Below are 24,774 nucleotides of genomic sequence, written 5' to 3' on the forward strand. Positions count from 1 at the left end.
CCCTCTCCTATCGGAGTGTGGCCGCCGTATGAGGCGCCTGAGTGTTGCCTGAGGATGCATCGTCGGTCTCGCCGCGAGCGGATTCGCCCAGGTCTGGCGCGCCGGGTCGGGTTCCGCCGCGGGGCCGGACTAACCTCGACGCGTGACCGAGTCAACGCCGTCCACACGCCCCGACCTGATCGCCTACGCCGAGTCGGCCATCGTCGAGGACGACGCCGTCATCGCCGCCCGCGCTCGCGCCGAGGAGCTTGGCGCGACACCGGTCAGCCCGGCGGTCGGCGCGCTACTGGCTCTGCTGGCCCGCGCGGCCGATGCGCGCGCCGTCGTGGAGATCGGGACCGGCACCGGGGTGAGCGGCCTCTGGCTGCTCAACGGCATGTCGGCCGACGGCGTGCTGACCACGATCGATCCCGAGCCCGAACATCACCGGGCCGCACGGGCGTCGTTCGCCGGCGCCGACATCGCCCCGGGCCGCACCCGGCTGATCAACGGCACGCCGGTCGAGGTGCTGCCGCGGTTGTCCGACGCGTCCTATGACCTGGTCTTCGTGGACGGACCACTGCTGGACCTGCCCCGGTTCGTGCGTGAGGCCGTCCGGATGTTGCGACCGGGAGGTGTCGTGGTCGTCCACAACGCGACCGCGCACGGAACGGTCGGCGACCCGGCCCGCACCGAACCGCCGACGGCGGCGGCCCGCGAGGCGGCCCTGCTGATCGCCGACGACGAGCAGCTGCTTCCCGTGGTCATCCCGCTCGGGCCCGGCGTGCTCGCCGCCGCGAAGATCCGCTAGTCGGCCGCGCTCCTGCTGGACTAGACGTCCGTCGAGAATCGAATCCCGTTGTCGGGGATCTCGATTCCCGGCCACACCCGGGCGCCGCGCAGCAACTCGCAACGGGCGCCGATGTCAGCACCGTCGCCGATGACCGTGTCCCGGACCAGCGCACGCGGCCCGATGCGGGCACCGAAGCCGATGATCGACCGTTCCACGACCGCGCCGGCCTCGATCACGGCGCCGTCGAAGACGACCGCGCCGTCGAGACGGGCGCGCGGGCCGACCTCGGCGCCACGGCCGACCACCGTGCCGCCGATCAGAAGGGCACCCGGGCCCACTCCCGCGCCTTCGTGCACGAGGGACTCGCCGCGACGGTCCCCCAGGGCGGGCGACGGCGCGATCCCGCGGACGAGGTCGGCCGAGCCGCGGACGAAGTCCTCGGGCGTACCCATGTCCCGCCAGTACGCGTGATCGACGTGTGCGTGGACGTGACTGCCCTCGGCGAGCAGCCGGGGGAACACCTCGCGCTCGACCGACACCGGCAGGCCGGCCGGGATGGATTCGATGACCTCGCGCTTGAACACATAGGTGCCGGCATTGATCTGGTCGGTCGGCGGGTCCTGGGTCTTCTCCAGGAACGCGGTGACCCGGCCGTCGGCGTCGGTCGGGACGCAGCCGAACGCGCGTGGGTCGCTGACCCGCACGAGGTGGATGGTGACGTCGGCGTCGGCGGCGCGGTGACTGTCGATGACGTCGCCGACATCGGTGCCACCGAGGACGTCGCCGTTGAACACCACGATCGTGCTCGCGGTCAGTTCGTCGAGGACGTTGCGGATACCGCCGCCGGTGCCCAGCGGCTCGTCTTCGGTGACATAGCGCATGCGCAGGCCCAGCTTCGAACCGTCGCCGTAGTACTCGCTGAAGACCTCGGCCTTGAACGAGGTGCTGAGCACGATGTCGCGGATACCGGCCGCCCGGATACGGGACAGCAGATGGGTCAGGAACGGCAGCCCGGCGGTGGGCAGCATCGGTTTCGGCGCCGACAGGGTGAGTGGGCGCAGGCGGGTTCCCTTCCCGCCGACGAGGACGACGGCCTCGACGTCCTCCCTGATGTTGTCCGATCCCCCCACGGACGGTCTTTCCACCGACTCACGCACGGTGTAGTTGTCCACTGGATCGGGTCCTTCCTCGAGGTGACTGGTGTTCACTTCAGCATTCATCGGGAGTTCTCGCTCGCCGACGCGCGTCGCGCCGCGCGCACGGCGAGCCGGGATCGGACCTCCAGGCCGATGCGCAACGCCAGGCGCAGCGGCGCCCGCCACGGTCCCGGATTGCGGTCGGCCTGGAACCGGTAGGCACTGCGGTGGTGGGCGGGCAGCATCTTCTCCGGATGCCGGCCGGCGCTGTGCCCCTTGGTGTGCACGACCTCCGCGCTCGGCACATAGACGTTCTGCCACCCGGCCTTGCCGAGGCGGTCGCCGAGATCGACGTCCTCCATGTACATGAAGTAGCGGGCGTCGAAGCCGCCGATGGCGTCGAAGGCCTCGCGCCGCACGAGCAGGCAGGAGCCCGACAGCCACCCCACCGGACGTTCCGACGGTGTCTCGTCGTCCGCGCGGTAGGCCGCAGTCCACGGATTGGACTTCCACACCGTGCCGAGGATCGCGTGTCCGGTGCCCGACACGAGGTCGGGAACGCGCCGCGCCGAGGGGTAGATCGAGCCGTCCGGTTCGCGGATGAGCGGGCCGAGCGAACCCGCTCGCGGCCAGCGCTGGGCGGCGGCCATCAGCTCGTCGATGGCACCGGGCTTCCATTCGACATCCGGATTGGAGATGAGCACGAACTCGACATCCGGGTCGAGTTCGGCGACACCGCGGTTCATGGCACCGCCGTAGCCGATGTTGCCGCCGGTGCGGACCAGCCTGACCGTGTCGTACTCCTGCTCGGCCCGTTCGGGCGCGCCGTCGTCGGACCCGTTGTCGGCGATGATGACCTGCGGCATGACGTCGGTGACGGCGTCGAGGCTGCGCAGGAAGGTCACGAGGTGATCGCCGGAGAAATAGGTCACCGTCACCACGGCTGGCTGAACTGGCACGCCGCTCAGGGTAACGAACCGGGGTCGGCGTCCGACGCGGCGATCGCCGCGTGCAGCGCGGGTCGCCACGGCCGGAGCGGGGTGAGACCGGCGGCCTCCCAGGAGTGGCCGGAGAGCACCGAGAACGCCGGCCGCGGGGCCGGGCGCGGGAACTCGGCGGTCGTCGTGGGCAGGACCCGGTCGGGCTGCGCCCCGACCTCTTCGAAGACCCCGCGGGCGACGTCGAACCAGGTGGCGGTGCCCGAGTTCGTCGCATGCAGAACCGCGCCACAGACCTCGTCGCGGGGGCCCGCGACGACGAGTTCCCAGAGCCCGTCGGCGAGGTCGTACGAGTAGGTCGGGGACCCGAGTTGGTCGTCGACGACCGACACCGTCTCCCGTGACTGTTCGAGCCGCCGCATCGTGCCGACGAAGTCGCGGCTGTCGGGTCCGCCGGTGTAGACCCATGCCGTCCGCACGACGGTGGCCCGCGGGTCCGCCGACAGCGCGGCGCGTTCGCCGTCGAGCTTGGTGCGGCCGTACACGGTCGCGGGCGTTCCGCTCACGTCGTCGGGTTCGTATCCGTTCCGCTCGACCGGCCGGGAACCCTCCGCGGCGCCCCCGGGGAACACGTAGTCGGTCGACACGTGCACGAACCACGCGCCGGCGTCGGCGGTCCGGCGCGCGAGCACCTCGGGCCCGGTGGTGTTGACCCGCCGCGAGCCTTCCGAGTCGGCCTCGGCTCCGTCGACGTCGGTGTAGGCCGCGCAGTTCACCACGATGTCGTCGGGGCCGAGGTCGCCCAGTGCGGCGGCCACCGAGGTCGGGTCGGCGATGTCGACGTCGGCTGAGGTGAGCGGCCGCACGACGACGTCGGGAACCTCGCTCGACCGTGCTTGCAGGGCAGTCCCCAGCTGCCCGCCGGCGCCGACGATGTACACGGTGGGGTTGCTCGGCGTCACACGCATGAGCACCATCGTGCCGGAGTCCGGCGGTACCCACGCGACGACGCGCTCGCCGGAACACGTGACGACGGCTACTCACACGACCGGCGTTGCGTTCTCGAATTCGCGAATCACTTCAGTAGCCTGGCGACAGCACACAACAGCCGACCCGCCTTGCACATCAGCATCGACATCCTCAGGCGTAACGCTCGCCGCGTCGACCCCGGACCCGATGTGCCGACCTCGAAAGGGACCGCTCACCAGTGGATTCACCATCCGACGGCCCGCGTCGGCGCGCGCAGCCGCGCCGTCCGGCACGGCCGGGTCCCGACGGGCGTCAGCCGATGCCCGGCGATCGGCGCGCCCCGGAGCCCGGTGCGCGCAGGCGCCCGGCCCGGCCCCCGTACGACGGTGGACCAGATGGACGCGAATCCCCGCGGCGCGCGGCACCGCTCCCCGGTGAACCGGGCAATCCTCCACCCCGAGCGCGACGCCAGCCCCCGCCGGACCCGCGACGTCGAGCTGCCGATCCACGCGACCCCCGCGACCCCCGGCGTCGGCCGGCCGCCGACACCCGCAACTCCGAACGTCGCGCCCCCGGCGGTCGACGAGCCACGCCAGAAGCCGTGGAACCCACCCCTACCCGGCAGCGCCGCCCCGGCGAGCCGCGGCCCGTCCGACGCACCTCCGGCGAGATCCACACCCGCCCGGCCCCGGCCGCTAAGCGGACGTCCGAGCAGAAGCCGGGCGACCCCAAGACGAGCCCGCGGAAGCCGACCGCACGTCAGTCCACCGACCCGAAGCCGACCGGACCCAAGCAGACCGGACCCAAGCAGATTGGACCGAAATCGGCCGGACCGAAGCAGACCGGACCGAAGTCCGGCGACCGACGCACGGCGGCGACGTCGTCGACACCGGAACCACCGTCGAAGCCGCCGGCGGACAGCCGACGCAAAGGTGCCCGGACCCCGGGGGCCGGCTGGGGTCGTGCGCTCATCGCGGTCGCCTCGGTGGCGGTGCTGTTGTGCACCGGATACGCCTGGAACACGATGTCGGATCTGCAGACCCGCATCACCCAGCTCGGCGGACTCGATCTCGGCGGTGGCGCCGAAGACGGGGCCGTCGACATCCTCCTCGTGGGCACCGATTCGCGGACCGACGCCAAGGGCAATCCGCTGTCGCCGGAGGAACTCCGACTCCTGCGGTCGGGCGACGAGGTGGCGACCAACACCGACACCATCCTGCTGATCCGCATCCCCGACGACGGCTCGTCGGCGACCGCGATCTCGATCCCCCGCGACTCGTATGTCGACGTACCCGGTGTCGGGATGAGCAAGATCAACGCCGCCTACGGCACGACGCGCGAAACCGTTCGCGCGCAAGCGGTCACCGATGGCAAATCCGAGAGCGAGGCCGAGTCCGAGGGCACCCTGGCTGGCCGGAAGGCGTTGGTGGACACCGTCGCCAACCTGACCGGCGTGCAGGTCGACCACTACGCGGAGGTGGGCCTGCTGGGGTTCGTGCTGCTGACGAACGCGGCCGGGGGCATCGACGTCTGCCTGAACGACGCGGTCCGGGATCCCTTCACGGGCGCGCGGTTCCGCGCCGGCCGTCAGACTCTCGACGGGCCCAAGGCGCTCAGCTTCGTGCGCCAGCGCCACGGCCTCCCCCGCGGCGATCTCGACCGCATCACCCGTCAGCAGGCGTTCATGGCGTCGCTGACGCAGAAGATCATCTCGGCGAACACCCTGACCGATCCGGGTAAGCTGTCGGAGCTGCAGGACGCGGTGTCGCGATCGGTGGTCATCGACGACGACTGGGACATCATCCGGTTCGCCGAACAGCTCAAGGATCTCAGCGGCGGCCGGGTGAAGTTCGCGACCATCCCGATCGTGACCGAGCAGGGCTGGAGCGAGGACGGTCAGCAGAGCGTCGTCCAGGTGGACCCGCGCGAGGTCCAGGCCTTCACCGGTGACCTGCTGGCACCGAAGCAGACGCAGGGCATCCAGCGCGGCGACTACACGGTCGACGTGGTCAACGCCGGCACCATCGACGGGCTCGCCTCGAACGTCGCGAACATCTTGACCAACAAGGGTTTCCGGGTCGGAGCCACCTCCAGCGGCAAGGCCGACACGAAGGACTCGATCGTGTACGCCAAGGAGGAGAGCGACGCCGCTCGGCTCCTCGCCAAGGATCTCGGCGGCGCCCAGGTCGTCGCCGATCCCGCCCTCGGCGACGATCAGTTGAAGGTGGTGCTCACCAACACCTACGCCGGTCCGGGCTCGATCAGCGACACCGGCGACCAGACCGACAACACGCCGGCGAGCGAGCGCGTCGGCAACAAGCGCCCGCCGATCACCGCGGGCAACGAGGGGCCCATGTGCGTGAACTGACTCCGAACACTCTCACCGACGCGATCTTCGCCGCGGTCGCCGATCATTCGCGTCCGCTGCTGACCTACTACGACGACGCGACCGGTGAGCGCACCGAGCTCTCGGCGGCGACCCTCGGCAACTGGGCGGCCAAGACCGCGAACTACCTACGCGACGAGATCGGGGTCGCCGAAGGCGATGTCGTCGCGGTCGATCTCCCGGAGCACTGGCAGACGGCCGGCATCCTGCTGGGCGCGCTCTGGGCGGGCGCCGAGGTGCACTTCGACTCCACCGAAGACCCGATGATCGTGTTCACCAGCCGTGATCGCCTGGACAGCCATCCCGACGTCGACGAGGTCGTGGTCGCCTCGCTCGATCCGTTCGCGCTGCCGCTGCGCGACCTGCCGCCCGGCGTCGGCGACTACGGCAGCGTCGTCCGCGTCCACGGCGATCAGTTCTCGTCTCGGTACCCTGCATCGGCCACCCTGGAGGGCGCCCCCATCGGCGAGGTGCTCGACGACGCCCGGGCGACGGCTGAGCGCGAGGGAATCGGACCGGGCGCCCGCGTGGTGTCCACCCGGCCGTGGTACTCCGGCGACCGGGTGATCGCTCACCTCCTGGCACCTCTGCTGGCGGGCGGCAGCCTCGTCCACGTCTCCGCGGCCTCACCGGAACGGCTCGCGGCGATCGCCGAGATGGAAAAGGCCACCCTGATCCTGTCGTGAACCCCGCGGGCACGCCGCCGATCGGGCACAGTGGGGACATGCGAATCCCCCGCGTGGTGGCCCGGCTGAACAAGCGAGTGACCAACCCCATCCAGCGACAATGGGCGCCCAGACTGGCTCCGTACGCGATGGTCGAGCACGTCGGACGCAAGTCCGGCAGGCACTACTCCATCCCGGTGATGGCGTGGGTCGACGGCGATCGTCTCACCATCATCCTCACGTACGGGCGGCACACCGATTGGGTCCGAAACGTGCAGGCCGCCGGGACCTTCGGCCTGATCCGCAAGAACCGGCACTACCGGGTGACCGGTCCGCGGGTGGTGCCGTCGGACTCGCCGGACATCGCCCAGGGTGCCCGCATCCCGGCGCGACTCTTCGACTCCGCGCTCCTCGGCACACTGCACGCGGCGTGATCTGATGGCCGACGACCCGCTCGACGACTTCGTCGCCGAGGACGTGACCCTGTACGGGACCACCCGCCGGGTGCATCGCCTCGGCAGTGGTCCCGCCGTCATCGTCATCGCCGAGATGCCGGGGATCAGCCCCAAGGTCGCCGACGTCGCGCGCCGGGTGGCCGGGGCGGGCGCCACCGCGGTGCTGCCGTCGCTGTTCGGCGTCGACGGCCGTGATCCTCGCCCGGACAACCTCGGCGCGGTCGGCTCGGCGACGAACATGCTCGGCACCATCGCCCGGGCCTGCATCACCCGCGAGTTCACGATCCTGGCCACCGGCAAGACGTCACCGGTCGCGTCGTGGCTGCGGGCGTTGGCCGCCCGCGAACACGACCGGTGCGGCGGCCCCGGGGTCGGTGCCGTCGGGATGTGTTTCACCGGCGGGTTCGCACTCGCGATGGCCACCGACGAGCGGATGCTCGCCCCGGTGCTGTCCCAGCCCTCACTGCCGTTCGCGGTGTTGCCGGGACGCGCGCGGGCCATCGACGTGAGCGAGTCGGATCTCGCTCTGGTGCAGGCGCGGTGCGCACGCGGCCTCGAGGTGATGGGTCTGCGTTTCCAGGGCGACCGTCTGGTGCCGGGAGCCCGATTCGCGTATCTCCGGGAGATCCTCGGCGACGCCTTCATCGGCATCGAGCTACCCGACGAGTCCGCGAACCCGGATTCGATGCTGCCGCGGCCACATTCGGTGCTCACCGAGGACCTCCGCGACGAGCCAGGGCAACCGACCCGCGAGGCCTACGATCGGGTCATCGACTTCTTCACCGCGAAGCTCGGCCTGCAGCCGACGATCTGATCGGCGGAAGTGCTACTCCCCCAGCAGTTCCTGCTGGAGTGCCGCGTCCTTGTCGAGAACCATCTGTTCGAGCCCCTGCTGGAATTCGACCATCCGGGCGCGCAGGTCGGCGTCGGCGGCGGCGAGGATGCGGACCGCGAGCAGCCCGGCGTTGCGGGCGCCGCCGACCGACACCGTGGCCACCGGGACCCCGGCGGGCATCTGCACGATCGACAGCAGCGAATCCAGTCCGTCGAGATGCCGCAACGGGACCGGTACCCCGATCACCGGCAGCGGGGTCGCCGACGCGACCATGCCCGGAAGATGCGCGGCGCCACCGGCTCCCGCGATGATCACCTCGATGCCGTGGCCCGCCGCCCCTGCCGCGTAGTCGAGCATGCGCTGCGGTGTGCGGTGAGCCGAGACGACGCCCACCTGGAACGGCACGTCGAACTCGGCGAGGGCCTCGGCGGCCGCCTTCATCGTCGGCCAGTCCGAATCACTGCCCATGATCAGGCCCACCCGCGGGCCGTGCGTCTCACTCATGAATGTTCATCCCATCCGTCGGTCCACGTCGCCCGCGACATCCACTGGGCCGCGCGTTCGGCACGCTCCCGTACCGACTCCGGCGAATCCCCTTCGCGCCCGACGATGTTCACATGCCCGATCTTGCGATCGGGCCGCTCGCCCTTGCCGTAGAGATGCACCTTGGCCTCGGGCATCCGGGCCATGAGGTGGTGCAGCCGCTCGTCCATCGACATCGCCGGTGCGTCCGCCGCGCCGAGGATGTTGGCCATCACCGTCACCGGCGCACTCGGTGCCGTGCTGCCCAACGGATAGTCGAGGACGGCGCGCAGGTGCTGCTCGAACTGCGAGGTCACCGCGCCGTCCATCGTCCAGTGCCCGCTGTTGTGCGGACGCATCGCCAGCTCGTTGACGACCAGCTCGCCGTCGACGGTCTCGAAGAGTTCCATCGCCATCACACCGACCACACCGAGCTCGTCGGCCAGCCGCAACGCCATCTGCTGTGCCTGCGCGGCGACCTCGTCGTCGAGCCCGGGAGCCGGTGCCAGGACGACCGCGCACTGCCCGTGGCGCTGGATGGTCTCGACCACCGGCCACGCCCCACCCTGACCGAACGGCGACCGCGCGATCATCGCCGACAACTCTCGTCGCATCGGCACCTTCTGTTCGGCGAGCAGCGCCGGTGCGTCGTCGGGGTACTCGTCGAAGACCGCGAGAGCGTCGTCCGCGCCGTCGACGAGCCACACCCCGCGGCCGTCGTAACCGCCGCGGACCGCCTTGACGACGATGGCCCAGTCGTTGGCCTCGCCGAACTCGATCAGACGAGACCGGGCCGCGGCCCGGTCCCCGGACAGGTCGGCGAAGTCGGGCACGGGCAGTCCGAGCTCGGCCAGCCGGACCCGCATGGCGAGCTTGTCCTGCGCGAAATGCAGCGCCTTCGACGGCGGCAGCACCGCGACGCCGTCGGCTTCGAGTGCCTGCAGGTGCGCCAGCGGGACGCCCTCGTGGTCGAAGGTCACCGCGACCGACCCGGACGCGGCGCGCCGCAGATCGTCGAGGTCGTCGTGCGACCCCAGGACGATGTCGGCGCTCACCTGGGCGGCCGGATCGGATTCCGAGGCCGCCAGTACCCGCAGGCACTGGCCCAGGGCGATGGCGGCCTGGTGGGTCATCCGAGCGAGTTGGCCGCCGCCGATCATCGTCACGGTCGGCATCCCCGACGCCCGGCCGCCCGGGCGCCCCGATTCAGGGACCGGCGGCACCTGCGACGACGGGGACACGGCCCCGCCGACCTGCTCGCGTGAATTCACGCGCACCATCGTGGCATGTATGCGGCATCATTCGCACAACCGCCCGGCACGTGTCCCGGCGGTTTCGTTTCGTACACTCGGATCTTGTGCCATTGATCGACGAGATGATCGCCCGCCTCCCAGCGCCGGTCCGTCGGCTCGTGATGCGGCACCACGAACTGATCAAGTTCGCGATGGTCGGCGGGACCACCTTCGTCTTCGACCTCGCCATCTTCTACAGCCTGAGCCTCACGGTCCTGGAGACCAAGCCGGTCATCGCCAAGGTCATTGCCGGCGTCCTGGCCACCATCCTGAGCTACATCCTCAATCGCGAGTGGGCGTTCAAGAACCGCGGCGGCCGCGAACGTCACCACGAGGCGATGCTGTTCTTCGCCATCAGCGGTATCGGCGTCATCCTCCAGGCCGCTCCACTGTTCGTCGCCAACAACATCTTCGACATGCGCTCCAACCTGAGCGTGTCCGAGATCGTGGTCATCGACTTCGTGCTCGGCTACATCATCGGCAACCTCATGCAGATGGCGTTCCGGTTCTGGGCACTGCGCAAGTTCGCCTTCCCCGAAGAACAGTTGCGCGGCGGGGACGCCGGATCGACCGACCTGCACCCCTCGCTCGCCGAGCTCAACGATGAGGAACTCGGTCACGCCTGACGCCCGATCGCGGGGACCGGCCGGAGTTCTCGTCGATCTCGTCGGCGAGTTCGGAGTCGCCCCGGTCGGTGCCGAGCTGATCGCGTCCGGTGACCAGCCGCGCGGGCACGACGATCGCGAACACCGGCGGTCGCCGGACGGTCAGTTCGAGTCGGCCACCGTCGGATTCGATCAATGCCCGCGCGAGTGACAGGCCGACCCCGCTCCGGCCCGCGCCGGGCCGTCGCCCGGCCGAGAAACCCCGACGGAAGATGTGTGCGGCGATCTCGTCGGCGACCCCGTCACCCTCGTCGGCGACGGTGATGCGCACCAGATCGCCCGCGGGCAGGGTGCCGACGTGGATCCGGCAGGTCCCGCGGCCGTGCTGCAGGGCGTTGTCGACCAGCACACTGACCGCCTCCCGGAGACGACCCGGGTTCGCGGTCAGCGCGTGCGGGACGCCGTCGAAGGTCGCCAGCAGTTCGCGGCCCCTCGCCTCGAAGGCGTGCCGGAAATCCCCGACCAGCGTCGTCAGCATGTCCGACACGTCGACGAACTCGGGCGCGGGTTCGTCGGCCCGGGACGCCTCGACCAGCTCGTCGAGTTCGGCGGAGAGCCGCTCGATCTGATCGAGGGCGGCCTCGGCCTCGGTGACGACCGCGGGGTCATCGTGCAGGGAGAGTTCCTCCAGGCGCAGCTGGATCGCGGTGAGGCGGCTGCGCAACTGGTGGGAGGCGTCACCGGCGACCTCTCGCTCGCGCTCGAGGCGTAGGGCGAGTTCGGCGTTCGCGTCGGCCAGTGCACGCGACACCCGATCGAGTTCGGCGATGCCGTACATCTTCCACTGGGTCCGGAAGTCGCCCCGGCCCATGGTCGCGGCCCGATCGGCGAGATCGGTCAGCGGATCGACGATCCGACCCGCGGTGACCGCGGCGACGAGCGTGCCGCCGATGACGGACGCGACGACGATGACGGCCACGATCGAGGCGGCGGTGAACTGGTCGTTGCGCACCTCGTCGCGCGGGATGGACAGGGTCAGCGTCCCGGCTGCGCCGAGCGCGATGGACTCCGAGAGCCGGGGCTCGCTGATGTCCGCCCCGACCACCGTGCGCTGCAGGGTGCCGGTGAGGTCGGGGAAGGTGACGATCAGGCTGCCGTTCGGCGGCAGCAGCAGCTGGAACGCCTCACGGTCGAGGGACTCCGGCGGGATCCGGCCGTCGGCCCCCTCCTGCCGGATCAGCTGGTCTGCGATGACCTTCAGCCGATTGTCGAGGTCCTGATGCGCGTTGTCGGCGACCCACCACCACGCGACGACACTCAGCGGGATGCCCAGCAGCCCACCGACCGCCAGCAGGACGGCGATCATGGTCGTGAGCAGGCGACGGCGCATGAGACGACTAGGGGTCGAACCGGAATCCGACGCCGCGCACGGTCACGATGTGGCGGGGACGGTCGTGGCGGTCGTCGCCGATCTTCCGGCGCAGCCACGAGATGTGCATGTCCAGGGTCTTCGACGACCGCAGGTCGGCCGAACCCCACACCTCGGTGAGGATCTCCTCGCGCGTCACCACCTCGCCCGCGCGTTCCATGAGGAAGCGCAGCAGGTCGAACTCGCGGTTGGCCAGGGTGAGGTCGTGTCCGTTCACCAGGACGCGGCGTGCCCGCGCGTCCAGGCGTAGGGCACCGCCCTCGAGGACGACGTCGCCGGGCTGGCGACGCCGCAGGAGGGCACGCACCCGCGCCAGCAGCTCGGCCAGGCGGAACGGCTTGCCGACGTAGTCGTCGGCGCCGGCGTCGAGGCCGACCACGAAATCCACCTCGTCGGTGCGTGCGGTCAGCATCAGCACCGCGAGCGCGGGTCGCTGGGCCCGTACCCGCCGGCACACCTCCAGACCGTCGAGCACCGGTAGCCCGAGGTCGAGGATGAGCAGTTCATAGCGGGTGTCGAGGGCTTTCTCCAGGGCATCCGCCCCGGTCGAGACCACCTCGCAGCCGTAACCCTCACGCGACAGCGCCCGCGCGAGCGGTTCGGCGATCGCGGCGTCGTCCTCGGCGAGCAGCACGGTCGTCATCGGTCGCGGACCCCCCGGTTCTCCGCCCGGTCACCGGGGTGCACGGGACCGTCGGCGGGCTGGTCGTGGGAATCGCGCCGGTGTCCGTCCCACGGATGATCTTCGTCGTCGTGGACGTCGAGCACCTCGTGGTACAGCAGCGCGTGCACCCTCTCCACCTGCGGGATGTCGTCGAAGGACAGCGGTTCGTCGGAGGCCGACTCGATGACCAGCGTGCCGGTGCGCAGCATCCGGTCGACGAGGCCGTGCCGGAACTCGACGGTGTTGATCCGGCGGATCGGGATGTCGATGCCCGACCGGGTGATGATTCCGTTGCGGAACATCACCCGCCGGTCGGTGAGCACGAAATGCGTTGTCTTCCAGGACATCAGCGGGCGGACGAAGTACCAGCAGAAGCCGATGGCCCAGACCGCCGCGACCGCGATGAGCAGCACGGTCTGCGGTGTCGACCGCAACCCCGACGACGTGATGACGCCGAGGAGTACGCCGGCGGCGGCGGTGAGGAGCCCGAACAACAGGAACGGCCCGAGCAGGCATTTCCAGTGCGGGTGCCGATGGAGTACGACGCGTTCCCCCGACGCCAGGTTCTCCCGCGGATAGGCCATGCGGCTCAGCATAAACGGCCGGGTGCCGCAGTAGACTGCCAATCACGCCGACCGCCGCCGTCCTCGTGCCGTGAGCATGCCAGGGCCCTGACACCAGATCCGACCGACACCAGATCCGACCATCGGCTTTCACGACCGGTCGGGGAGGAGAACGCCATGAGCTACCAGGATCCCCGCGACCCGCGGACCGCGCGCTACGAGTCCGGTTACACACCCGAGTCGCGTGCCTACAGCAGCCAGAACGACCCCTATGCGCGCGATCCGTACGCCGCCGATCCCTATGCGGGAGATCCGTACGGGGGCCAGGGCGCCTACGGCCGGCCGGGCCAGCCCGCCAAGCCCCGTCGTGGCCCGGACATCAATCCCGTCACGTTCGCCGGCGGTGTGGTCATGACCGGCGTGGTGACCGGTCTCGCGGCATGGCTCGTCGCCTGGATCATCTCCGCATTCGTGGAGAAGGTGAACGAGTCGGGCAAGTTCGGCGTGTGGAACCCGGTCGCCGCCAGCGAGCTCTGGTTCGGCGTCGTCGGCTTCCTGTGCGCGCTTGCCGCGGGTGCGCTCTGGTACGTGCTGCACCTGGTCACGCCGTCACCCGATCAGTTCTACCGGTGGATCGTCGGCCTGCTGCTGGTGGCGGCCGTGCTGATCCCGATCCTGACCTACAACCAGATCTCGGTGGGCATCGAGACCGCGATCGTGCATCTGGTGATCGGTCTGCCTTCGCTGACGATCATCCCGGCGATGGCCGGCAAGAGCGTCCAGCGCCCCGCCGGCTGAGCCGGCGAGGAGCGGAGCGACGAGCCGAGTCGAAGTCACTCCGGCCGCAGGTGGGTGACATCGCCCGCGGCGGCCACCACCTGCTCACCGTCGGCGTCGACGACGATCCGGCCGGAGGGGTCGACACCGGTCGCGGTGCCGACGACCTCACGATTGCCGGGCAGGACCAGCCGTACGCGGCGGCCGATGGTGTCGCTGTCGTCGCGGTACCGCGCCGCGAGCCCGTCCAGGTCGTGCGGCCACAGGTCGAGCAGCTCGGAGAGCGCCCGCAGGTACGACGCGGCGAGCTCGGTCAGGGGGACGTCGCGGCCGGTGGCGAGCCGGAGCGAGGTGGCGGTCGGGACCGGCAGCTGCTCCTCCGCCATCGTGGTGTTGAGCCCGGTGCCGATCACCGCCACGCCTCCCGGGCCACCTGCGGCATGCTCGCTGCGGGTGTATTCCGAGAGGATGCCCGCGACCTTCTTGCCGTCGATCAGCACGTCGTTCGGCCATTTGAGCGTCGGACGGATCCCCATCGCGTCGTCGACACCCTGCACGGCGGCGAGTCCGGCCAGCAGCGACAGCCAGCCCAGGTCCTCGGTGTGGTCGGCGACGTCGAGCGCGGCCGACATGGCCAGCTGCGTGCCGGCCGGCGCGGTCCAGGTGCGGGCGTGGCGGCCACGTCCGGCGGTCTGGTCGGTGGTGATCCGCACGGCGCCCCCGACGGATTCGCCGGCGGCGCGCGAGACGAGGTCGGCATTGGTCGAACCGGTCGCCTCGACCACCTCGATGCGGTGCCAGCGGGTGCCGGTGAGACGGGTGCGGAGCAGATCGGCGTCGAGACTCATACCTGACGAAACTACTGGCCGCCGCCTCCGCACGAACGGATACCACCGGTTTCACGGTCGACCCGCCGGCCCACCGACCGATCGCTCGTAAACCTGAGGGATATCTCACGTTGATCCGGTTGACGTGGCTCACACTCGGGTAGTTAGCATCGTCAGTCATGACCACTGCTTCGCGCGACGACGCCGCCGCTCCCGACATCCACACGACGGCGGGAAAGCTCGCCGATCTGCGCAATCGTCTCGAGGAGACCAAGCATCCGGTGGGTGAGGCCGCCGTCGAGAAGACCCACGCCAAGGGCAAGCTCACCGCGCGGGAACGGATCACCCACCTGCTCGACGAGGGGTCCTTCGTCGAACTCGACGCCCTCGCCCGGCACCGCAGCACCAACTTCGGACTCGCCGAGCGCCGCCCGCTCGGTGACGGCGTCGTCTCGGGTTACGGCACCATCGACGGTCGCGAGGTCTGCGTCTTCTCGCAGGATTCGACGGTCTTCGGCGGCAGCCTCGGCGAGGTCTACGGCGAGAAGATCGTCAAGGTCATGGACCTCGCGATCAAGACCGGTCGCCCCCTGATCGGCATCAACGACGGCGCCGGCGCCCGCATCCAGGAGGGCGTGGTCTCGCTCGGCCTCTACGGCGAGATCTTCCACCGCAACGTGCGTGCTTCCGGTGTCATCCCGCAGATCTCGCTGATCATGGGCGCCGCGGCCGGCGGTCACGTGTACTCCCCCGCGCTCACCGACTTCGTGGTCATGGTCGACCAGACCAGCCAGATGTTCATCACCGGTCCGGACGTCATCAAGACGGTCACCGGTGAAGAGGTGACGATGGAGGAGCTCGGCGGCGCCCACACGCACATGTCGAAGTCGGGCACCGCGCACTACGTCGCCTCCGACGAAGAGGACGCCCTGGAGTACGTCAAGGAACTCCTGAGCTACCTGCCGAGCAACAACCGCGCCGATGCCCCGCGTCTGCCCGTCGCGCAGCCGGCCGCCGGTTCCATCGAGGACACCCTCACCGAAGAAGACCTCGAGCTCGACACCCTGATCCCGGATTCGCCGAACCAACCCTATGACATGCACGAGGTCATCCGTCGCATACTCGACGACGACGAGTTCCTCGAGGTGCAGGCCGAGTACGCGACGAACATCATCATCGGCTACGGCCGGGTGGACGGCCGCAGCGTCGGCATCGTCGCCAACCAGCCGACGCAGTTCGCCGGCTGCCTCGACATCGACGCCTCGGAGAAGGCCGCCCGGTTCGTGCGCACCTGCGACGCCTTCAACATCCCCATCGTCACCCTGGTCGACGTCCCGGGCTTCCTTCCCGGCACCGATCAGGAGTACCGCGGCATCATCCGTCGCGGTGCGAAGCTGCTCTACGCCTACGGCGAGGCGACGGTCGGCAAGATCACCGTCATCACCCGGAAGGCCTACGGCGGCGCGTACGACGTCATGGGCTCCAAGCACATGGGTGCCGACGTGAACCTGGCGTGGCCCACCGCCCAGATCGCCGTCATGGGCGCCTCGGGTGCGGTCGGGTTCGTGTACCGCAGCCAGCTCAAGGACGCGGCCGCCAAGGGTGAGGACGTCGACGCACTGCGTCTGCAGCTGCAGGAGGAGTACGAGGACACCCTCGTCAACCCGTATGTCGCGGCCGCCCGCGGATACGTGGACGCGGTGATCCCGCCGAGCCACACCCGCGGTCAGATCGCCACTGCGCTCAAGCTGCTCGAGCGCAAGATGGTCAACCTGCCGCCCAAGAAGCACGGCAACATCCCCCTGTGACACCAGCGGTCAGTTCCGAGAGCGAGAATTCCGTGAGCGAAGACTCCACGAAGTCCGAGCGTCCGTTCCTGACGGTCGTCGGCGGCAATCCGACCGACGAGGACCTCGCCGTGCTGGTGACCGTCCTCGCCGGTGCCGGTTCGGGCGGCGGTTCGGCCGAGCCCGAGACCCGGAACGACTGGGGCCACCCGATCGACCGGCTGCGTCCGCAGTGGGGCGGCCCGGGAAGCTTCACCAACCTGCGTTACTGACGATGACATCCGAATCCGAGATCGGGCCGGGTACTCCCGGCCCGATCTTCGTACTCGGTTCGGCCTCCCCTGCCCGGCTCCGCATCCTTCGGGCGGCAGGCGTCGAGCCGGTCGTGCGGGTGTCGGATGTCGACGAGGATGCGCTCCTCGCCGCGCTCCCCGATTCCACACCGGCCGGTGTGGTGGTCGCCGAACTCGCCCGCGCGAAGGCGGAAGCCGTTGCGGCACTTCCGGAGATCGCCGAACTCGCCGGGTCCGGCAGCGCCGTGGCCGTCATCGGCTGCGACTCGATGCTCCATCTAGGCGGCCGGCTGCTCGGCAAACCGCACACCCCCGAACGCGCCGTCGCGCAGTGGTCGGAGATGCGCGGTCGTAGCGCGGACCTGCTGACCGGCCATCACCTGATCCGCCTCGACCGGCCCGCGACCGCCGGCGGGACGAGCTCCACCACGATCCATTTCGCCGCCGCCGACGACCACGTCATCGAGCGGTATGTCGCCAGCGGTGAACCTCTACAGGTGGCCGGCGCATTCACCCTCGACGGTCTGGGTGGCTGGCTGGTCGAGCGCATCGAGGGCGACCCGTCGTCGGTCATCGGTATCGGCCTGCCGCTGGTCCGCACCCTCCTGGCCGACGTCGGGCTCTCGGTCACCGACTTCTGGCGCCACTGACGACGACCCGCTCCCTGAGGTGGCCCTACTCCACCTCGAAGAATTCCGGCCAGTACCGCTCGATGCAGTCGACCGGCTGACCCTGGCGGTTGAACTGCGGGCCGGTCAGTCCGACCGTCAACGCCACCGCACGTTCGCGCGCCGAGCCGTGTCCGGACGCGCCGCCGGTGTCGCCGATGATCGGCAGCAGCGTCGCGACCTGCAGGATCTCCCGCGCGCCGAGCGCATCACGCTGGTAGGCGGTTGCACCCCAGTTCGCGGCCAGGCAGTCGGCGATGAGCTCGCTGTTCTTGCCGGCCGGGAGACGGCTGTCGGGGATGTCGAACGCCTCGGCCATCCGGAACACGACGTTGTGGCCGTATTCGTGAGCGACCACGATCGCCGCGGTGAAGTCGCCGACGATCGGCGATGGCACCCCGAAGACGTTGCCGTCCCAGATGGCCGCGAAGGTGTCGACCGGGAGCACGATGCTGCCCTCGGTCGGGGTGCCCTCTCCGTTCGGTTCGGTGTCCACTCCACAGAAGAACGCGTTGGCCTCGTCGGACGGGATCGGTACGGGGTTCGAATCCTCGTCGCCGGCAATGCACTCCGTGGCGAAGGAGGTGCCGGACTCGATCAGCACCCGTCCCGGTGCCGGGTCGCCCCAGCCCAGTTCGTCGAACCACCCACCCCATGTCTGGTCGAGGTCGTCGAGGAGCGTGGTCAGGTAGTCGGGCACCGCGGTGTCCACGTTGGCCGGGGTGACCCCGCTGGTCATGAGTTCCGCGGTCGGCGTCGGCAACTTCGGGCAGTCGTCGGGCCGGCACTGCGCCGCGTCGGCGTCGCCGGTCGGGTCCGTTGAGCGCGACGGCGTCGGACTCGGTGCGCTGCTTGTCGACGCGGACGACGGACGGGACTCCCCGGAATTCTCGGACGGGATGAGTGCGCATCCGCTTCCGACGGTCAGTGTCACCACGGCGGCCAGAGCGACCGCCCACCGCATCGCGAGGGGCCCGCGTCGATCGATCATTCGGCGAACGTAGCAGGCGGGACCCGCTTCACCTGGGGTTTGTCGTCTGATCGAAGCACGCTCCGGCCGATGCCCTACGCTTTATCAGCGGGACCGCAGATGGTCCGCGCGTGATCCACGCGGAACGTCCGAACAGCGAGCTGGAGAGCACCGTGAGCGTTGACACCGACCCGAATCCGGCCTTCGCCGACTACGCCCACCCCGAGCGGCTGGTGACGACCCAGTGGCTGTCGGCGCATCTCGGCGCCAAAGGACTCAAGATCATCGAGTCCGACGAGGATGTGCTGCTCTACGACATCGGCCACATCCCGACCGCTCAGAAGATCGACTGGCACCTTCATCTCAACGACCCGGTCACGCGCGACTACATCAACGGCGAGCAGTTCGCGGAACTGATGCGCAGCAAGGGAATCGAACGCGACGACACTGTCGTGATCTACGGCGACAAGAGCAACTGGTGGGCCGCCTACGCGCTGTGGGTCTTCACCTTGTTCGGCCACGAGGACGTCCGCCTGCTCGACGGTGGCCGCGACGCCTGGATGGCCGAGGACCGTGACACCTCCTTCGACGTCCCCGATTACCCGCGGTCGGACTACCCGGTGGTCGAGCGCGACGACGCCAAGATCCGCGCGTTCGCGCCGCAGGTCCTGGAGGCCCTGGGCACCGAGCCCCTCGTCGACGTCCGTTCCCCGCAGGAGTACACCGGCGAGCGCACGCACATGCCGGACTACCCGGAGGAGGGCGCGCTGCGCGGCGGGCACATCCCGACCGCCATCTCGATCCCGTGGGCGAAGTCCGCTGCCCCCGACGGCCGTTTCCGCAGCCGCGCCGAACTCGACGAGATCTACGCCGGGCTCGACCCGAAGACGCCCACGATCGCCTACTGCCGCATCGGTGAGCGGTCGAGCCACACCTGGTTCGTGCTGACACATCTGCTGGGGCACACCGCGGTCCGCAACTACGACGGATCGTGGACCGAGTGGGGCAACGCGGTGCGCGTGCCGATCGCCGTCGGCGAGGAGCCGGGCGCCGTTCCCGGCACCGAGTGAACCCGACCGCACGATGAGTCTGCCTCCAGCCCTGGCCGAGATCGTCGACGACTTCGGCGCACTCGACGACTCCGACAAGGTCACGCTCCTGCTCGAGTTCGCCGGCGAATTGCCGGACATACCGGCGCATCTCGAGCAGGATGCGATGGAACCGGTACCCGAGTGCCAGTCGCCGGTCTTCCTGTCCGTCGACGCCGCCGACCCGTCGTCGGTGCGGCTGTATTTCAGCGCTCCGCGCGAGGCGCCGACGACCCGCGGTTTCGCCGCCATCCTTCATCAGGGACTCGACACCGCGTCGGCGCGCGAAATCCTCGACGTGCCATCGGATTTCTATTACGACCTGGGACTCGGCAGCGCCGTGAGTCCGCTGCGCCTGCGGGGTATGGCGGGCATGCTGGGCCGCATCAAGGCGCAGGTTCGCGCCCAGGTGCCCGACACGCCCGGGGCATGAAGTTCATCCAGATCCGCGACGAACCCATCGCGCCCGGCGGTCTCGTCGAGTGGACGCCGTATGTGCCGGGCGGACTGGGTAATTGGGACTACGACTCGCGCCTGACCTCGCACAATCACGAGCAGCATCTGCGGGCGGCGTTCGAGTACCGGGTCCGCACGCGTCGCGAGGGCGGACGTGAGGCCTGGCTCGGGTTGAGCATCGAGTTCGACGAGCCGCTGTCGATCCCGGCCATCCGGTCGGTGCTGACCCAGTGGATCGACCGGCACGAGGTGCTGCGTAGTCACGTCGTGATCAAGGGCTCCGGCCTGCAGCGGCTGACCACCGCGCCGGGGACCGTGAAACTCAAGATGGGCCGGGTCGGCTGGTACGCCGAGTCGGGTCCGCTCGTGGAGCAACTGGCGGGCTCGTTCGATCGCGCCACCGCGCCGCTGCACTGGCCGGCCTACCGGTTCGCGACGGTCGGACGCGAACGCTCGTTCACGCTCCTCTTCGCCGCCGATCACTCGCTGGTCGACGGGTACTCGCTGATCATGGCCCAGCAGGAGCTGGTGTCGATGTACCGGGCGGCGCGGGAGCATCGCGGCGCGAATCTGCCCGAGGTCGGCAGTTATGTCGACTTCAGCGCCGCGGAACGCCGGCTCGCCGACCAGACCGGGCGCGATCATCCGGCCGTCGGCCTGTGGTCGGAGTTCCTGGCCGCCGGCAACGGTGACATGCCCGGCCTGCACACGGCTGACCCGGCCAACGATCACCGCACCCCCGACGATGTCGACACGGACGCGGCACTCCCCCAGGAGTCGCTGTGGGGTGTGGTCGCCGACGACGCGACGGCCAACCGGTTCACCGCGATCTGCTCGGAGGCCGGCGGCACGCTGACCGCCGGAGTGCTGGCGGCCTTCGCCGTGGTGCACCACGAACTGACCGGCGATCGGCAGTTCCGTTGTGTGCTGCCGCGGCACACGCGCGACGACGCCCGCTGGCTGACCTCCCTCGGCTGGTTCGTCGGGGTCGCTCCCTTCTGTCTCGACATGTCCGACTCCCCGACGTTCGACCAGGCCGTCGTCCGATCCACCGCCGCGCTCAAGCACGGGCGTCAGGGCGCTTCGCTGCCGTTCCTGCGGGTGGCCGACCTGATCGGGCACGAGGGTGGCCCGCGGTTCGTCATCTCGTTCATCGACACGCGCTATGCACCGGGCGCCGGGGCCGCCGACGCGGGGCGTGCGAAGGTCCTCCGCAGTCACAGCTATTCGCCCGACGAGGTGTACATCTGGATCAACCGCACCCCGTCGGGACTGCGGTACTCCGCCCGGTTCCCGCGCGAGTCGCCGCTGCGTGAGCTCGGCGTCACCGCCTCGGCGAACACTCCGGGTGCACAACATGAGGGAAACGTCACATTTCCCGCCGCCGAGGCCCGTTCCGAAGACGGTTGGGCGATCGACCCGACAGGTGGTCCCGTCCACGCCTACCTGCGTGCTTTCGCCGAACTGGTCCGACGCCTCGGTGATGCGAGCACATTCTCTCCGGCGTTGTGACCCAGGGCTCCACCGAACGATTGCTCGGTGGGCTAGGGTATTGCCCGGAAGGTCGCGACACCTGCACCGCGAAGGTGTCGCATCGCCCTCGCCGTCCGCATCCCGGCCGGTGACGGCGGGCCGCCAGACTTGACCGACGTCCGCCCAACGTGTCGCGTGCGCTACCGCGTCGTGCACCTGAGTACGAGTAAGGCCCAGGAGAACAAGTGCCCAGTACCTCTGCGAACACTCCGTCCGCAATCAGCAAGGTCCTCATCGCCAACCGTGGCGAAATCGCTGTCCGCGTGATCCGCGCCGCCCGGGATGCAGGCATCGCGAGCGTCGCGGTGTACGCCGAGCCCGACGCGAACGCACTGTTCGTCAAACTCGCGGACGAGGCTTTCGCACTGGGCGGGCAGACATCGGCGGAGTCGTACCTGGTCTTCGACAAGATCCTCGACGCGGCCAAGAAGTCCGGCGCCGACGCGATCCACCCGGGTTACGGCTTCCTGTCGGAGAACGGCGACTTCGCGCAGGCCGTCATCGACGCCGGGCTGATCTGGATCGGTCCGTCCCCGCAGTCGATCCGCGACCTCGGCGACAAGGTGACCGCGCGCCACATCGCGCTCAAGGCCGACGCACCGATGGCCCCCGGCACCAAGGATCCGGTGAAGGACGCCGACGAGGTCGTCGCCTTCGCCCAGGAGCACGGCGTGCCGGTCGCCATCAAGGCGGCATTCGGCGGCGGTGGACGTGGCATGAAGGTCGCGTACACGATCGAGGAGATCCCGCATCTGTTCGAGTCGGCCACGCGTGAGGCCGTCGCGGCGTTCGGTCGCGGCGAGTGCTTCGTCGAGCGCTACCTCGACAAGGCCCGCCACGTCGAGGCCCAGGTCATCGCCGACCAGCACGGCAACGTCATCGTCGCCGGCACCCGCGACTGCTCGCTGCAGCGTCGATTCCAGAAGCTGGTCGAGGAGGCCCCGGCCCCGTTCCTGACCGACGAGCAGCGCACCAAGATCCACGAGTCCGCCAAGGCCATCTGCCGCGAGGCCGGCTACTACGGCGCCGGCACGGTCGAGTTCCTGGTCGGCAGCGACGGGCTGGTCTCGTTCCTCGAGGTCAACACCCGCCTGCAGGTGGAGCACCCGGTCACCGAGGAGACCGCGGGCATCGACCTGGTGCGTCAGCAGTTCCGCATCGCCAACGGCGAGAAGCTGGAGATCACCGAGGACCCGACCCCGCGCGGTCACGCCTTCGAGTTCCGCATCAACGGTGAGGACGCCGGCCGCAACTTCCTGCCCGCCCCGGGACCGATCTCGGTCTACAAGGAGCCGACCGGCCCCGGCGTCCGCGTCGACTCCGGCGTCGTCGAGGGTGACGTCATCGGCGGCCAGTTCGACTCGATGCTGGCCAAGCTGATCGTCACCGGCGAGACCCGCGAGCAGGCGCTGGAGCGTTCGCGTCGCGCACTCGCCGAGTTCGAGGTCGAGGGCCTGGCGACGGTCATCCCGTTCCACCGGCACATCGTCTCCAACCCCGCCTTCATCGGCGACGGCGAGAAGTTCGACGTCTACACCAAGTGGATCGAGACCGATTGGGAGAACCCGATCGAGCCGTACACCGGCGGCGAGCCCATCGAAGACGACGAGGCCGCCCCGCGGCAGAACGTCGTCGTCGAGGTCGGCGGCCGTCGCGTCGAGGTGTCGCTGCCCGGCGATCTCGCCCTCGGTGGCGGTGGCGGCTCGGCCAACGGCGTCGTCCGCAAGAAGCCGAAGGCACGTTCGCGCAAGAAGGGTGGCGGCGCAGCCGTTTCCGGCGACGCCGTGGCAGCTCCGATGCAGGGCACCGTCGTCAAGGTCGCCGTGGAGGAGGGCCAGGAGGTCGCCGCCGGCGATCTGGTCGTCGTCCTCGAGGCCATGAAGATGGAGAACCCGGTCACCGCCCACAAGGACGGCGTCGTCACCGGCCTCACCATCGAGGCCGGTGCTGCCGTCACCCAGGGCACGGTGCTGCTCGAGCTGAAGTAAGACACACCGCTCCCTCGCTGCCTGAGGTGCGAGCGCCCCTGCTCCCTGAGGTGCGAGGAGCGCAAGCGACGAGCCTCGAAGGGCGGGCGTACAACAAGGCAATGCAACCAGTCGAGATCAACGCCGGGACGTGGTATCTGCGTGCGCTTCGTGCGGACGAGCGGATCACCGACGTCCCGGCGTTGTCTCATCTCGAGGTCGACGACCCCGCCGCGTACGTCGCTGCGGCGCAGCGTGACTGGGAGTCGGAGACACGATTCGTCTGGGCGATCTGCATCCCCACCACCGGTGAGCTCATCGCCCTGATCGGGGTCACGCCGAACGGCTCGTCGGGCCGCCTGTGGGGCGAGGCACGCGACGGCTACGACGAGGCGCTGGACACCGCCGTCGGGCCGGTCTCGAGGTTTGCCGAGGGTGCACTCGGTCTGGTTGTCGGGCAAATGCTGTCGCGCGGGATCGGCTGAGACGCGGAGTCAGCACACGACCATTCGTCGTACCCGGGGCGATCTTCGTCCATTCGGCGATCTGCGCGCCGCTTCAGATGACCCAGGTCTTGCTCACCGCCGAACGTTACGGTCAGCAATCTCCGCAGGTCGTCTTGATCCAGGAAAGGTCGTACCGGGTTTCTCCTCGGTCGCCGCAGAATTCGCATACGGTGCTCGACTCGTCGGTTGTCGCGTCGACCAGGAGCTCGCAAAGGCTCCACGTGAAATCGTCGACCGAGTTTCCGTAATTGAGGTAGCAGCGCAAAACCCCGAACTTCTCTTTGATCTGCGCGTAGGTGAAGTCGTCGGTGACGGCTGAGAGCCGGCGATGGAGGCGAACCAAGAGCGGATACCAGCCGGCGTTCACAGTGCAGCCGACTGCCGGGGACGCCATCGCGGCGGGGAGTCGGACGGGTTCGGGCGCCATCAGGCGACGCCTCGCTCGGCCTCCGCGGGCCCCTCGAAATCCACGCCCGTCAGTGGGCTCATCGAGTCGATCGCAGACGATGAATGGCGGTGTCGATGGGAACGGCACATCTCTCCGGTCTCGCGCACGATGCCCGCGCGAGCGCCGGCCTCGGCCGAATCAATGAATTCTGCGAGGGCTTTCGAGTTCACCATGTCGCCTCCTCTCGGTTCGGCCGAGTTGACCTGTCGGCTTCCGTCACCAG

At 69.5% G+C, this 24,774-nt stretch carries 27 protein-coding genes; 15 read left to right on the forward strand and 12 right to left on the reverse strand.

What is annotated here, in order from left to right; translation table 11 throughout:
- The first annotated feature begins 142 nt into the window (after positions 1–142).
- Positions 143–790 (forward strand): O-methyltransferase, encoded by a 648-nt coding sequence (locus tag AMD30_RS06100; RefSeq protein ID WP_055475035.1) that lies wholly within the window; start codon positions 143–145, stop codon positions 788–790.
- 20 nt (positions 791–810) lie between these two features.
- On the opposite strand, the gene AMD30_RS06105 is transcribed toward AMD30_RS06100, so the two are convergent.
- Genes AMD30_RS06105 through rfbD form a run of 3 tightly spaced genes read right to left on the reverse strand, consistent with a single transcriptional unit; the run spans position 811 to position 3,823 of the window.
- A complete protein-coding gene (locus AMD30_RS06105) occupies positions 811–1,944 on the reverse strand; it encodes a sugar phosphate nucleotidyltransferase (protein WP_055475036.1) in 1,134 nt (377 codons plus the stop codon).
- 44 nt (positions 1,945–1,988) lie between these two features.
- Complete coding sequence (locus AMD30_RS06110; protein WP_171011636.1) at positions 1,989–2,867, reverse strand: glycosyltransferase family 2 protein; 879 nt, start codon at positions 2,865–2,867, stop codon at positions 1,989–1,991.
- Between the two features lie 5 nt (positions 2,868–2,872).
- Positions 2,873–3,823 (reverse strand): dTDP-4-dehydrorhamnose reductase, encoded by a 951-nt coding sequence (rfbD, locus tag AMD30_RS06115; protein ID WP_055475038.1) that lies wholly within the window; start codon positions 3,821–3,823, stop codon positions 2,873–2,875.
- A 230-nt stretch (positions 3,824–4,053) separates the two neighbouring features.
- Here rfbD and AMD30_RS06120 point away from each other — a divergent pair, with 230 nt between their 5' ends.
- The 4 genes from AMD30_RS06120 to AMD30_RS06135 are packed head-to-tail and all read left to right on the forward strand — an operon-like array spanning position 4,054 to position 8,135.
- Complete coding sequence (locus AMD30_RS06120) at positions 4,054–6,183, forward strand: LCP family protein (protein ID WP_055475039.1); 2,130 nt, start codon at positions 4,054–4,056, stop codon at positions 6,181–6,183.
- Positions 6,171–6,887: a TIGR03089 family protein gene (locus AMD30_RS06125; protein ID WP_055475040.1), complete on the forward strand. Its 717-nt coding sequence runs from the start codon at positions 6,171–6,173 to the stop codon at positions 6,885–6,887. Before AMD30_RS06120 ends, AMD30_RS06125 begins: the two co-directional genes overlap by 13 nt.
- 38 nt (positions 6,888–6,925) lie before the next feature.
- The gene (locus AMD30_RS06130) at positions 6,926–7,300 is read left to right on the forward strand and encodes a nitroreductase family deazaflavin-dependent oxidoreductase (protein WP_055475041.1); all 375 of its coding nucleotides are present in this window, start codon (positions 6,926–6,928) and stop codon (positions 7,298–7,300) included.
- Positions 7,301–7,304: 4 nt separating this feature from the next.
- Positions 7,305–8,135: a dienelactone hydrolase family protein gene (locus AMD30_RS06135; RefSeq protein WP_055475042.1), complete on the forward strand. Its 831-nt coding sequence runs from the start codon at positions 7,305–7,307 to the stop codon at positions 8,133–8,135.
- A 12-nt stretch (positions 8,136–8,147) separates the two neighbouring features.
- Here AMD30_RS06135 and purE read toward each other — a convergent pair whose 3' ends face one another.
- Together purE and AMD30_RS06145 are read right to left on the reverse strand one after the other, a co-directional pair.
- A complete protein-coding gene (purE, locus tag AMD30_RS06140; protein WP_055475043.1) occupies positions 8,148–8,660 on the reverse strand; it encodes a 5-(carboxyamino)imidazole ribonucleotide mutase in 513 nt (170 codons plus the stop codon).
- On the reverse strand, positions 8,657–9,853 hold the full coding sequence (locus tag AMD30_RS06145; RefSeq protein ID WP_171011628.1) for a 5-(carboxyamino)imidazole ribonucleotide synthase: 1,197 nt from the start codon (positions 9,851–9,853) through the stop codon (positions 8,657–8,659). Before AMD30_RS06145 ends, purE begins: the two co-directional genes overlap by 4 nt.
- Positions 9,854–10,035: 182 nt before the next feature.
- Between AMD30_RS06145 and AMD30_RS06150 the strand changes: the two genes are divergently transcribed.
- A complete protein-coding gene (locus tag AMD30_RS06150) occupies positions 10,036–10,596 on the forward strand; it encodes a GtrA family protein (RefSeq protein ID WP_197282748.1) in 561 nt (186 codons plus the stop codon).
- On the opposite strand, the gene AMD30_RS06155 is transcribed toward AMD30_RS06150, so the two are convergent.
- Genes AMD30_RS06155 through AMD30_RS06165 form a run of 3 tightly spaced genes read right to left on the reverse strand, consistent with a single transcriptional unit; the run spans position 10,568 to position 13,264 of the window.
- Positions 10,568–11,965 carry a sensor histidine kinase gene (locus AMD30_RS06155; RefSeq protein WP_055475045.1) on the reverse strand — a complete coding sequence of 466 codons (1,398 nt, stop codon included), beginning with the start codon at positions 11,963–11,965 and terminating at the stop codon, positions 10,568–10,570. The genes AMD30_RS06150 and AMD30_RS06155 overlap by 29 nt on opposite strands.
- A gap of 7 nt (positions 11,966–11,972) precedes the next feature.
- Positions 11,973–12,647, reverse strand: coding sequence for a response regulator transcription factor (locus tag AMD30_RS06160; RefSeq protein ID WP_004572230.1), 675 nt, complete (start codon positions 12,645–12,647; stop codon positions 11,973–11,975).
- On the reverse strand, positions 12,644–13,264 hold the full coding sequence (locus tag AMD30_RS06165) for a PH domain-containing protein (RefSeq protein ID WP_055475046.1): 621 nt from the start codon (positions 13,262–13,264) through the stop codon (positions 12,644–12,646). The genes AMD30_RS06160 and AMD30_RS06165 overlap by 4 nt, the downstream gene beginning before the upstream one ends.
- Before the next feature lie 144 nt (positions 13,265–13,408).
- Here AMD30_RS06165 and AMD30_RS06170 point away from each other — a divergent pair, with 144 nt between their 5' ends.
- Positions 13,409–14,029: a hypothetical protein gene (locus AMD30_RS06170; protein ID WP_055475047.1), complete on the forward strand. Its 621-nt coding sequence runs from the start codon at positions 13,409–13,411 to the stop codon at positions 14,027–14,029.
- Positions 14,030–14,064: 35 nt separating this feature from the next.
- Here the strand turns inward: AMD30_RS06170 and AMD30_RS06175 are convergent, their stop codons facing one another.
- A complete protein-coding gene (locus AMD30_RS06175) occupies positions 14,065–14,856 on the reverse strand; it encodes a biotin--[acetyl-CoA-carboxylase] ligase (RefSeq protein ID WP_055475048.1) in 792 nt (263 codons plus the stop codon).
- Positions 14,857–15,014: 158 nt separating this feature from the next.
- Between AMD30_RS06175 and AMD30_RS06180 the strand changes: the two genes are divergently transcribed.
- The 3 genes from AMD30_RS06180 to AMD30_RS06190 are packed head-to-tail and all read left to right on the forward strand — an operon-like array spanning position 15,015 to position 17,565.
- On the forward strand, positions 15,015–16,643 hold the full coding sequence (locus AMD30_RS06180; protein WP_055475049.1) for an acyl-CoA carboxylase subunit beta: 1,629 nt from the start codon (positions 15,015–15,017) through the stop codon (positions 16,641–16,643).
- A gap of 32 nt (positions 16,644–16,675) precedes the next feature.
- Positions 16,676–16,894 carry an acyl-CoA carboxylase subunit epsilon gene (locus tag AMD30_RS06185; RefSeq protein WP_171011626.1) on the forward strand — a complete coding sequence of 73 codons (219 nt, stop codon included), beginning with the start codon at positions 16,676–16,678 and terminating at the stop codon, positions 16,892–16,894.
- 2 nt (positions 16,895–16,896) lie between these two features.
- Positions 16,897–17,565, forward strand: coding sequence for a Maf family protein (locus tag AMD30_RS06190; protein WP_055475051.1), 669 nt, complete (start codon positions 16,897–16,899; stop codon positions 17,563–17,565).
- A 25-nt stretch (positions 17,566–17,590) separates the two neighbouring features.
- On the opposite strand, the gene AMD30_RS06195 is transcribed toward AMD30_RS06190, so the two are convergent.
- The gene (locus AMD30_RS06195; protein ID WP_231632652.1) at positions 17,591–18,574 is read right to left on the reverse strand and encodes a metalloprotease; all 984 of its coding nucleotides are present in this window, start codon (positions 18,572–18,574) and stop codon (positions 17,591–17,593) included.
- A gap of 152 nt (positions 18,575–18,726) precedes the next feature.
- Between AMD30_RS06195 and AMD30_RS06200 the strand changes: the two genes are divergently transcribed.
- The 5 genes from AMD30_RS06200 (at position 18,727) to AMD30_RS06220 (ending at position 24,082) form a co-directional block, all read left to right on the forward strand.
- Positions 18,727–19,623 (forward strand): sulfurtransferase, encoded by an 897-nt coding sequence (locus AMD30_RS06200; protein WP_055475116.1) that lies wholly within the window; start codon positions 18,727–18,729, stop codon positions 19,621–19,623.
- A 13-nt stretch (positions 19,624–19,636) separates the two neighbouring features.
- Entirely contained in the window at positions 19,637–20,074 is a 438-nt protein-coding gene (locus AMD30_RS06205) for a SufE family protein (RefSeq protein ID WP_055475052.1), read from the forward strand.
- The gene (locus AMD30_RS06210) at positions 20,071–21,609 is read left to right on the forward strand and encodes a condensation domain-containing protein (protein WP_055475053.1); all 1,539 of its coding nucleotides are present in this window, start codon (positions 20,071–20,073) and stop codon (positions 21,607–21,609) included. The genes AMD30_RS06205 and AMD30_RS06210 overlap by 4 nt, the downstream gene beginning before the upstream one ends.
- Positions 21,610–21,815: 206 nt before the next feature.
- The gene (locus AMD30_RS06215) at positions 21,816–23,618 is read left to right on the forward strand and encodes an acetyl/propionyl/methylcrotonyl-CoA carboxylase subunit alpha (RefSeq protein ID WP_055475054.1); all 1,803 of its coding nucleotides are present in this window, start codon (positions 21,816–21,818) and stop codon (positions 23,616–23,618) included.
- Positions 23,619–23,719: 101 nt separating this feature from the next.
- Entirely contained in the window at positions 23,720–24,082 is a 363-nt protein-coding gene (locus tag AMD30_RS06220) for a GNAT family N-acetyltransferase (protein WP_055475055.1), read from the forward strand.
- Between the two features lie 112 nt (positions 24,083–24,194).
- Here AMD30_RS06220 and AMD30_RS06225 read toward each other — a convergent pair whose 3' ends face one another.
- Entirely contained in the window at positions 24,195–24,530 is a 336-nt protein-coding gene (locus tag AMD30_RS06225; protein WP_055475056.1) for a hypothetical protein, read from the reverse strand.
- Positions 24,530–24,724: a hypothetical protein gene (locus tag AMD30_RS06230; RefSeq protein WP_137809921.1), complete on the reverse strand. Its 195-nt coding sequence runs from the start codon at positions 24,722–24,724 to the stop codon at positions 24,530–24,532. The genes AMD30_RS06225 and AMD30_RS06230 overlap by 1 nt, the downstream gene beginning before the upstream one ends.
- Positions 24,725–24,774 lie beyond the last annotated feature (50 nt).

The sequence above is a fragment of the Gordonia sp. HS-NH1 genome (genome assembly GCF_001418765.1).
GTDB lineage: Bacteria > Actinomycetota > Actinomycetes > Mycobacteriales > Mycobacteriaceae > Gordonia.

Bases quoted from the DNA above. Each gene is read 5' to 3' on its own strand.
- AMD30_RS06175 (WP_055475048.1), bottom strand. From the start codon at position 14,856: ATGAGTCTCGACGCCGATCTGCTCCGCACCCGTCTCACCGGCACCCGC.
- AMD30_RS06205 (WP_055475052.1), top strand. From the start codon at position 19,637: ATGAGTCTGCCTCCAGCCCTGGCCGAGATCGTCGACGACTTCGGCGCA.
- AMD30_RS06145 (WP_171011628.1), bottom strand. From the start codon at position 9,853: ATGCCGACCGTGACGATGATCGGCGGCGGCCAACTCGCTCGGATGACC.
- AMD30_RS06130 (WP_055475041.1), top strand. From the start codon at position 6,926: ATGCGAATCCCCCGCGTGGTGGCCCGGCTGAACAAGCGAGTGACCAAC.
- purE (WP_055475043.1), bottom strand. From the start codon at position 8,660: ATGAGTGAGACGCACGGCCCGCGGGTGGGCCTGATCATGGGCAGTGAT.
- AMD30_RS06195 (WP_231632652.1), bottom strand. From the start codon at position 18,574: ATGATCGATCGACGCGGGCCCCTCGCGATGCGGTGGGCGGTCGCTCTG.
- AMD30_RS06165 (WP_055475046.1), bottom strand. From the start codon at position 13,264: ATGCTGAGCCGCATGGCCTATCCGCGGGAGAACCTGGCGTCGGGGGAA.
- AMD30_RS06230 (WP_137809921.1), bottom strand. From the start codon at position 24,724: ATGGTGAACTCGAAAGCCCTCGCAGAATTCATTGATTCGGCCGAGGCC.
- AMD30_RS06225 (WP_055475056.1), bottom strand. From the start codon at position 24,530: ATGGCGCCCGAACCCGTCCGACTCCCCGCCGCGATGGCGTCCCCGGCA.
- AMD30_RS06180 (WP_055475049.1), top strand. From the start codon at position 15,015: ATGACCACTGCTTCGCGCGACGACGCCGCCGCTCCCGACATCCACACG.
- AMD30_RS06155 (WP_055475045.1), bottom strand. From the start codon at position 11,965: ATGCGCCGTCGCCTGCTCACGACCATGATCGCCGTCCTGCTGGCGGTC.
- AMD30_RS06170 (WP_055475047.1), top strand. From the start codon at position 13,409: ATGAGCTACCAGGATCCCCGCGACCCGCGGACCGCGCGCTACGAGTCC.
- AMD30_RS06210 (WP_055475053.1), top strand. From the start codon at position 20,071: ATGAAGTTCATCCAGATCCGCGACGAACCCATCGCGCCCGGCGGTCTC.
- AMD30_RS06135 (WP_055475042.1), top strand. From the start codon at position 7,305: ATGGCCGACGACCCGCTCGACGACTTCGTCGCCGAGGACGTGACCCTG.
- AMD30_RS06190 (WP_055475051.1), top strand. From the start codon at position 16,897: ATGACATCCGAATCCGAGATCGGGCCGGGTACTCCCGGCCCGATCTTC.
- AMD30_RS06160 (WP_004572230.1), bottom strand. From the start codon at position 12,647: ATGACGACCGTGCTGCTCGCCGAGGACGACGCCGCGATCGCCGAACCG.
- AMD30_RS06220 (WP_055475055.1), top strand. From the start codon at position 23,720: ATGCAACCAGTCGAGATCAACGCCGGGACGTGGTATCTGCGTGCGCTT.
- rfbD (WP_055475038.1), bottom strand. From the start codon at position 3,823: ATGGTGCTCATGCGTGTGACGCCGAGCAACCCCACCGTGTACATCGTC.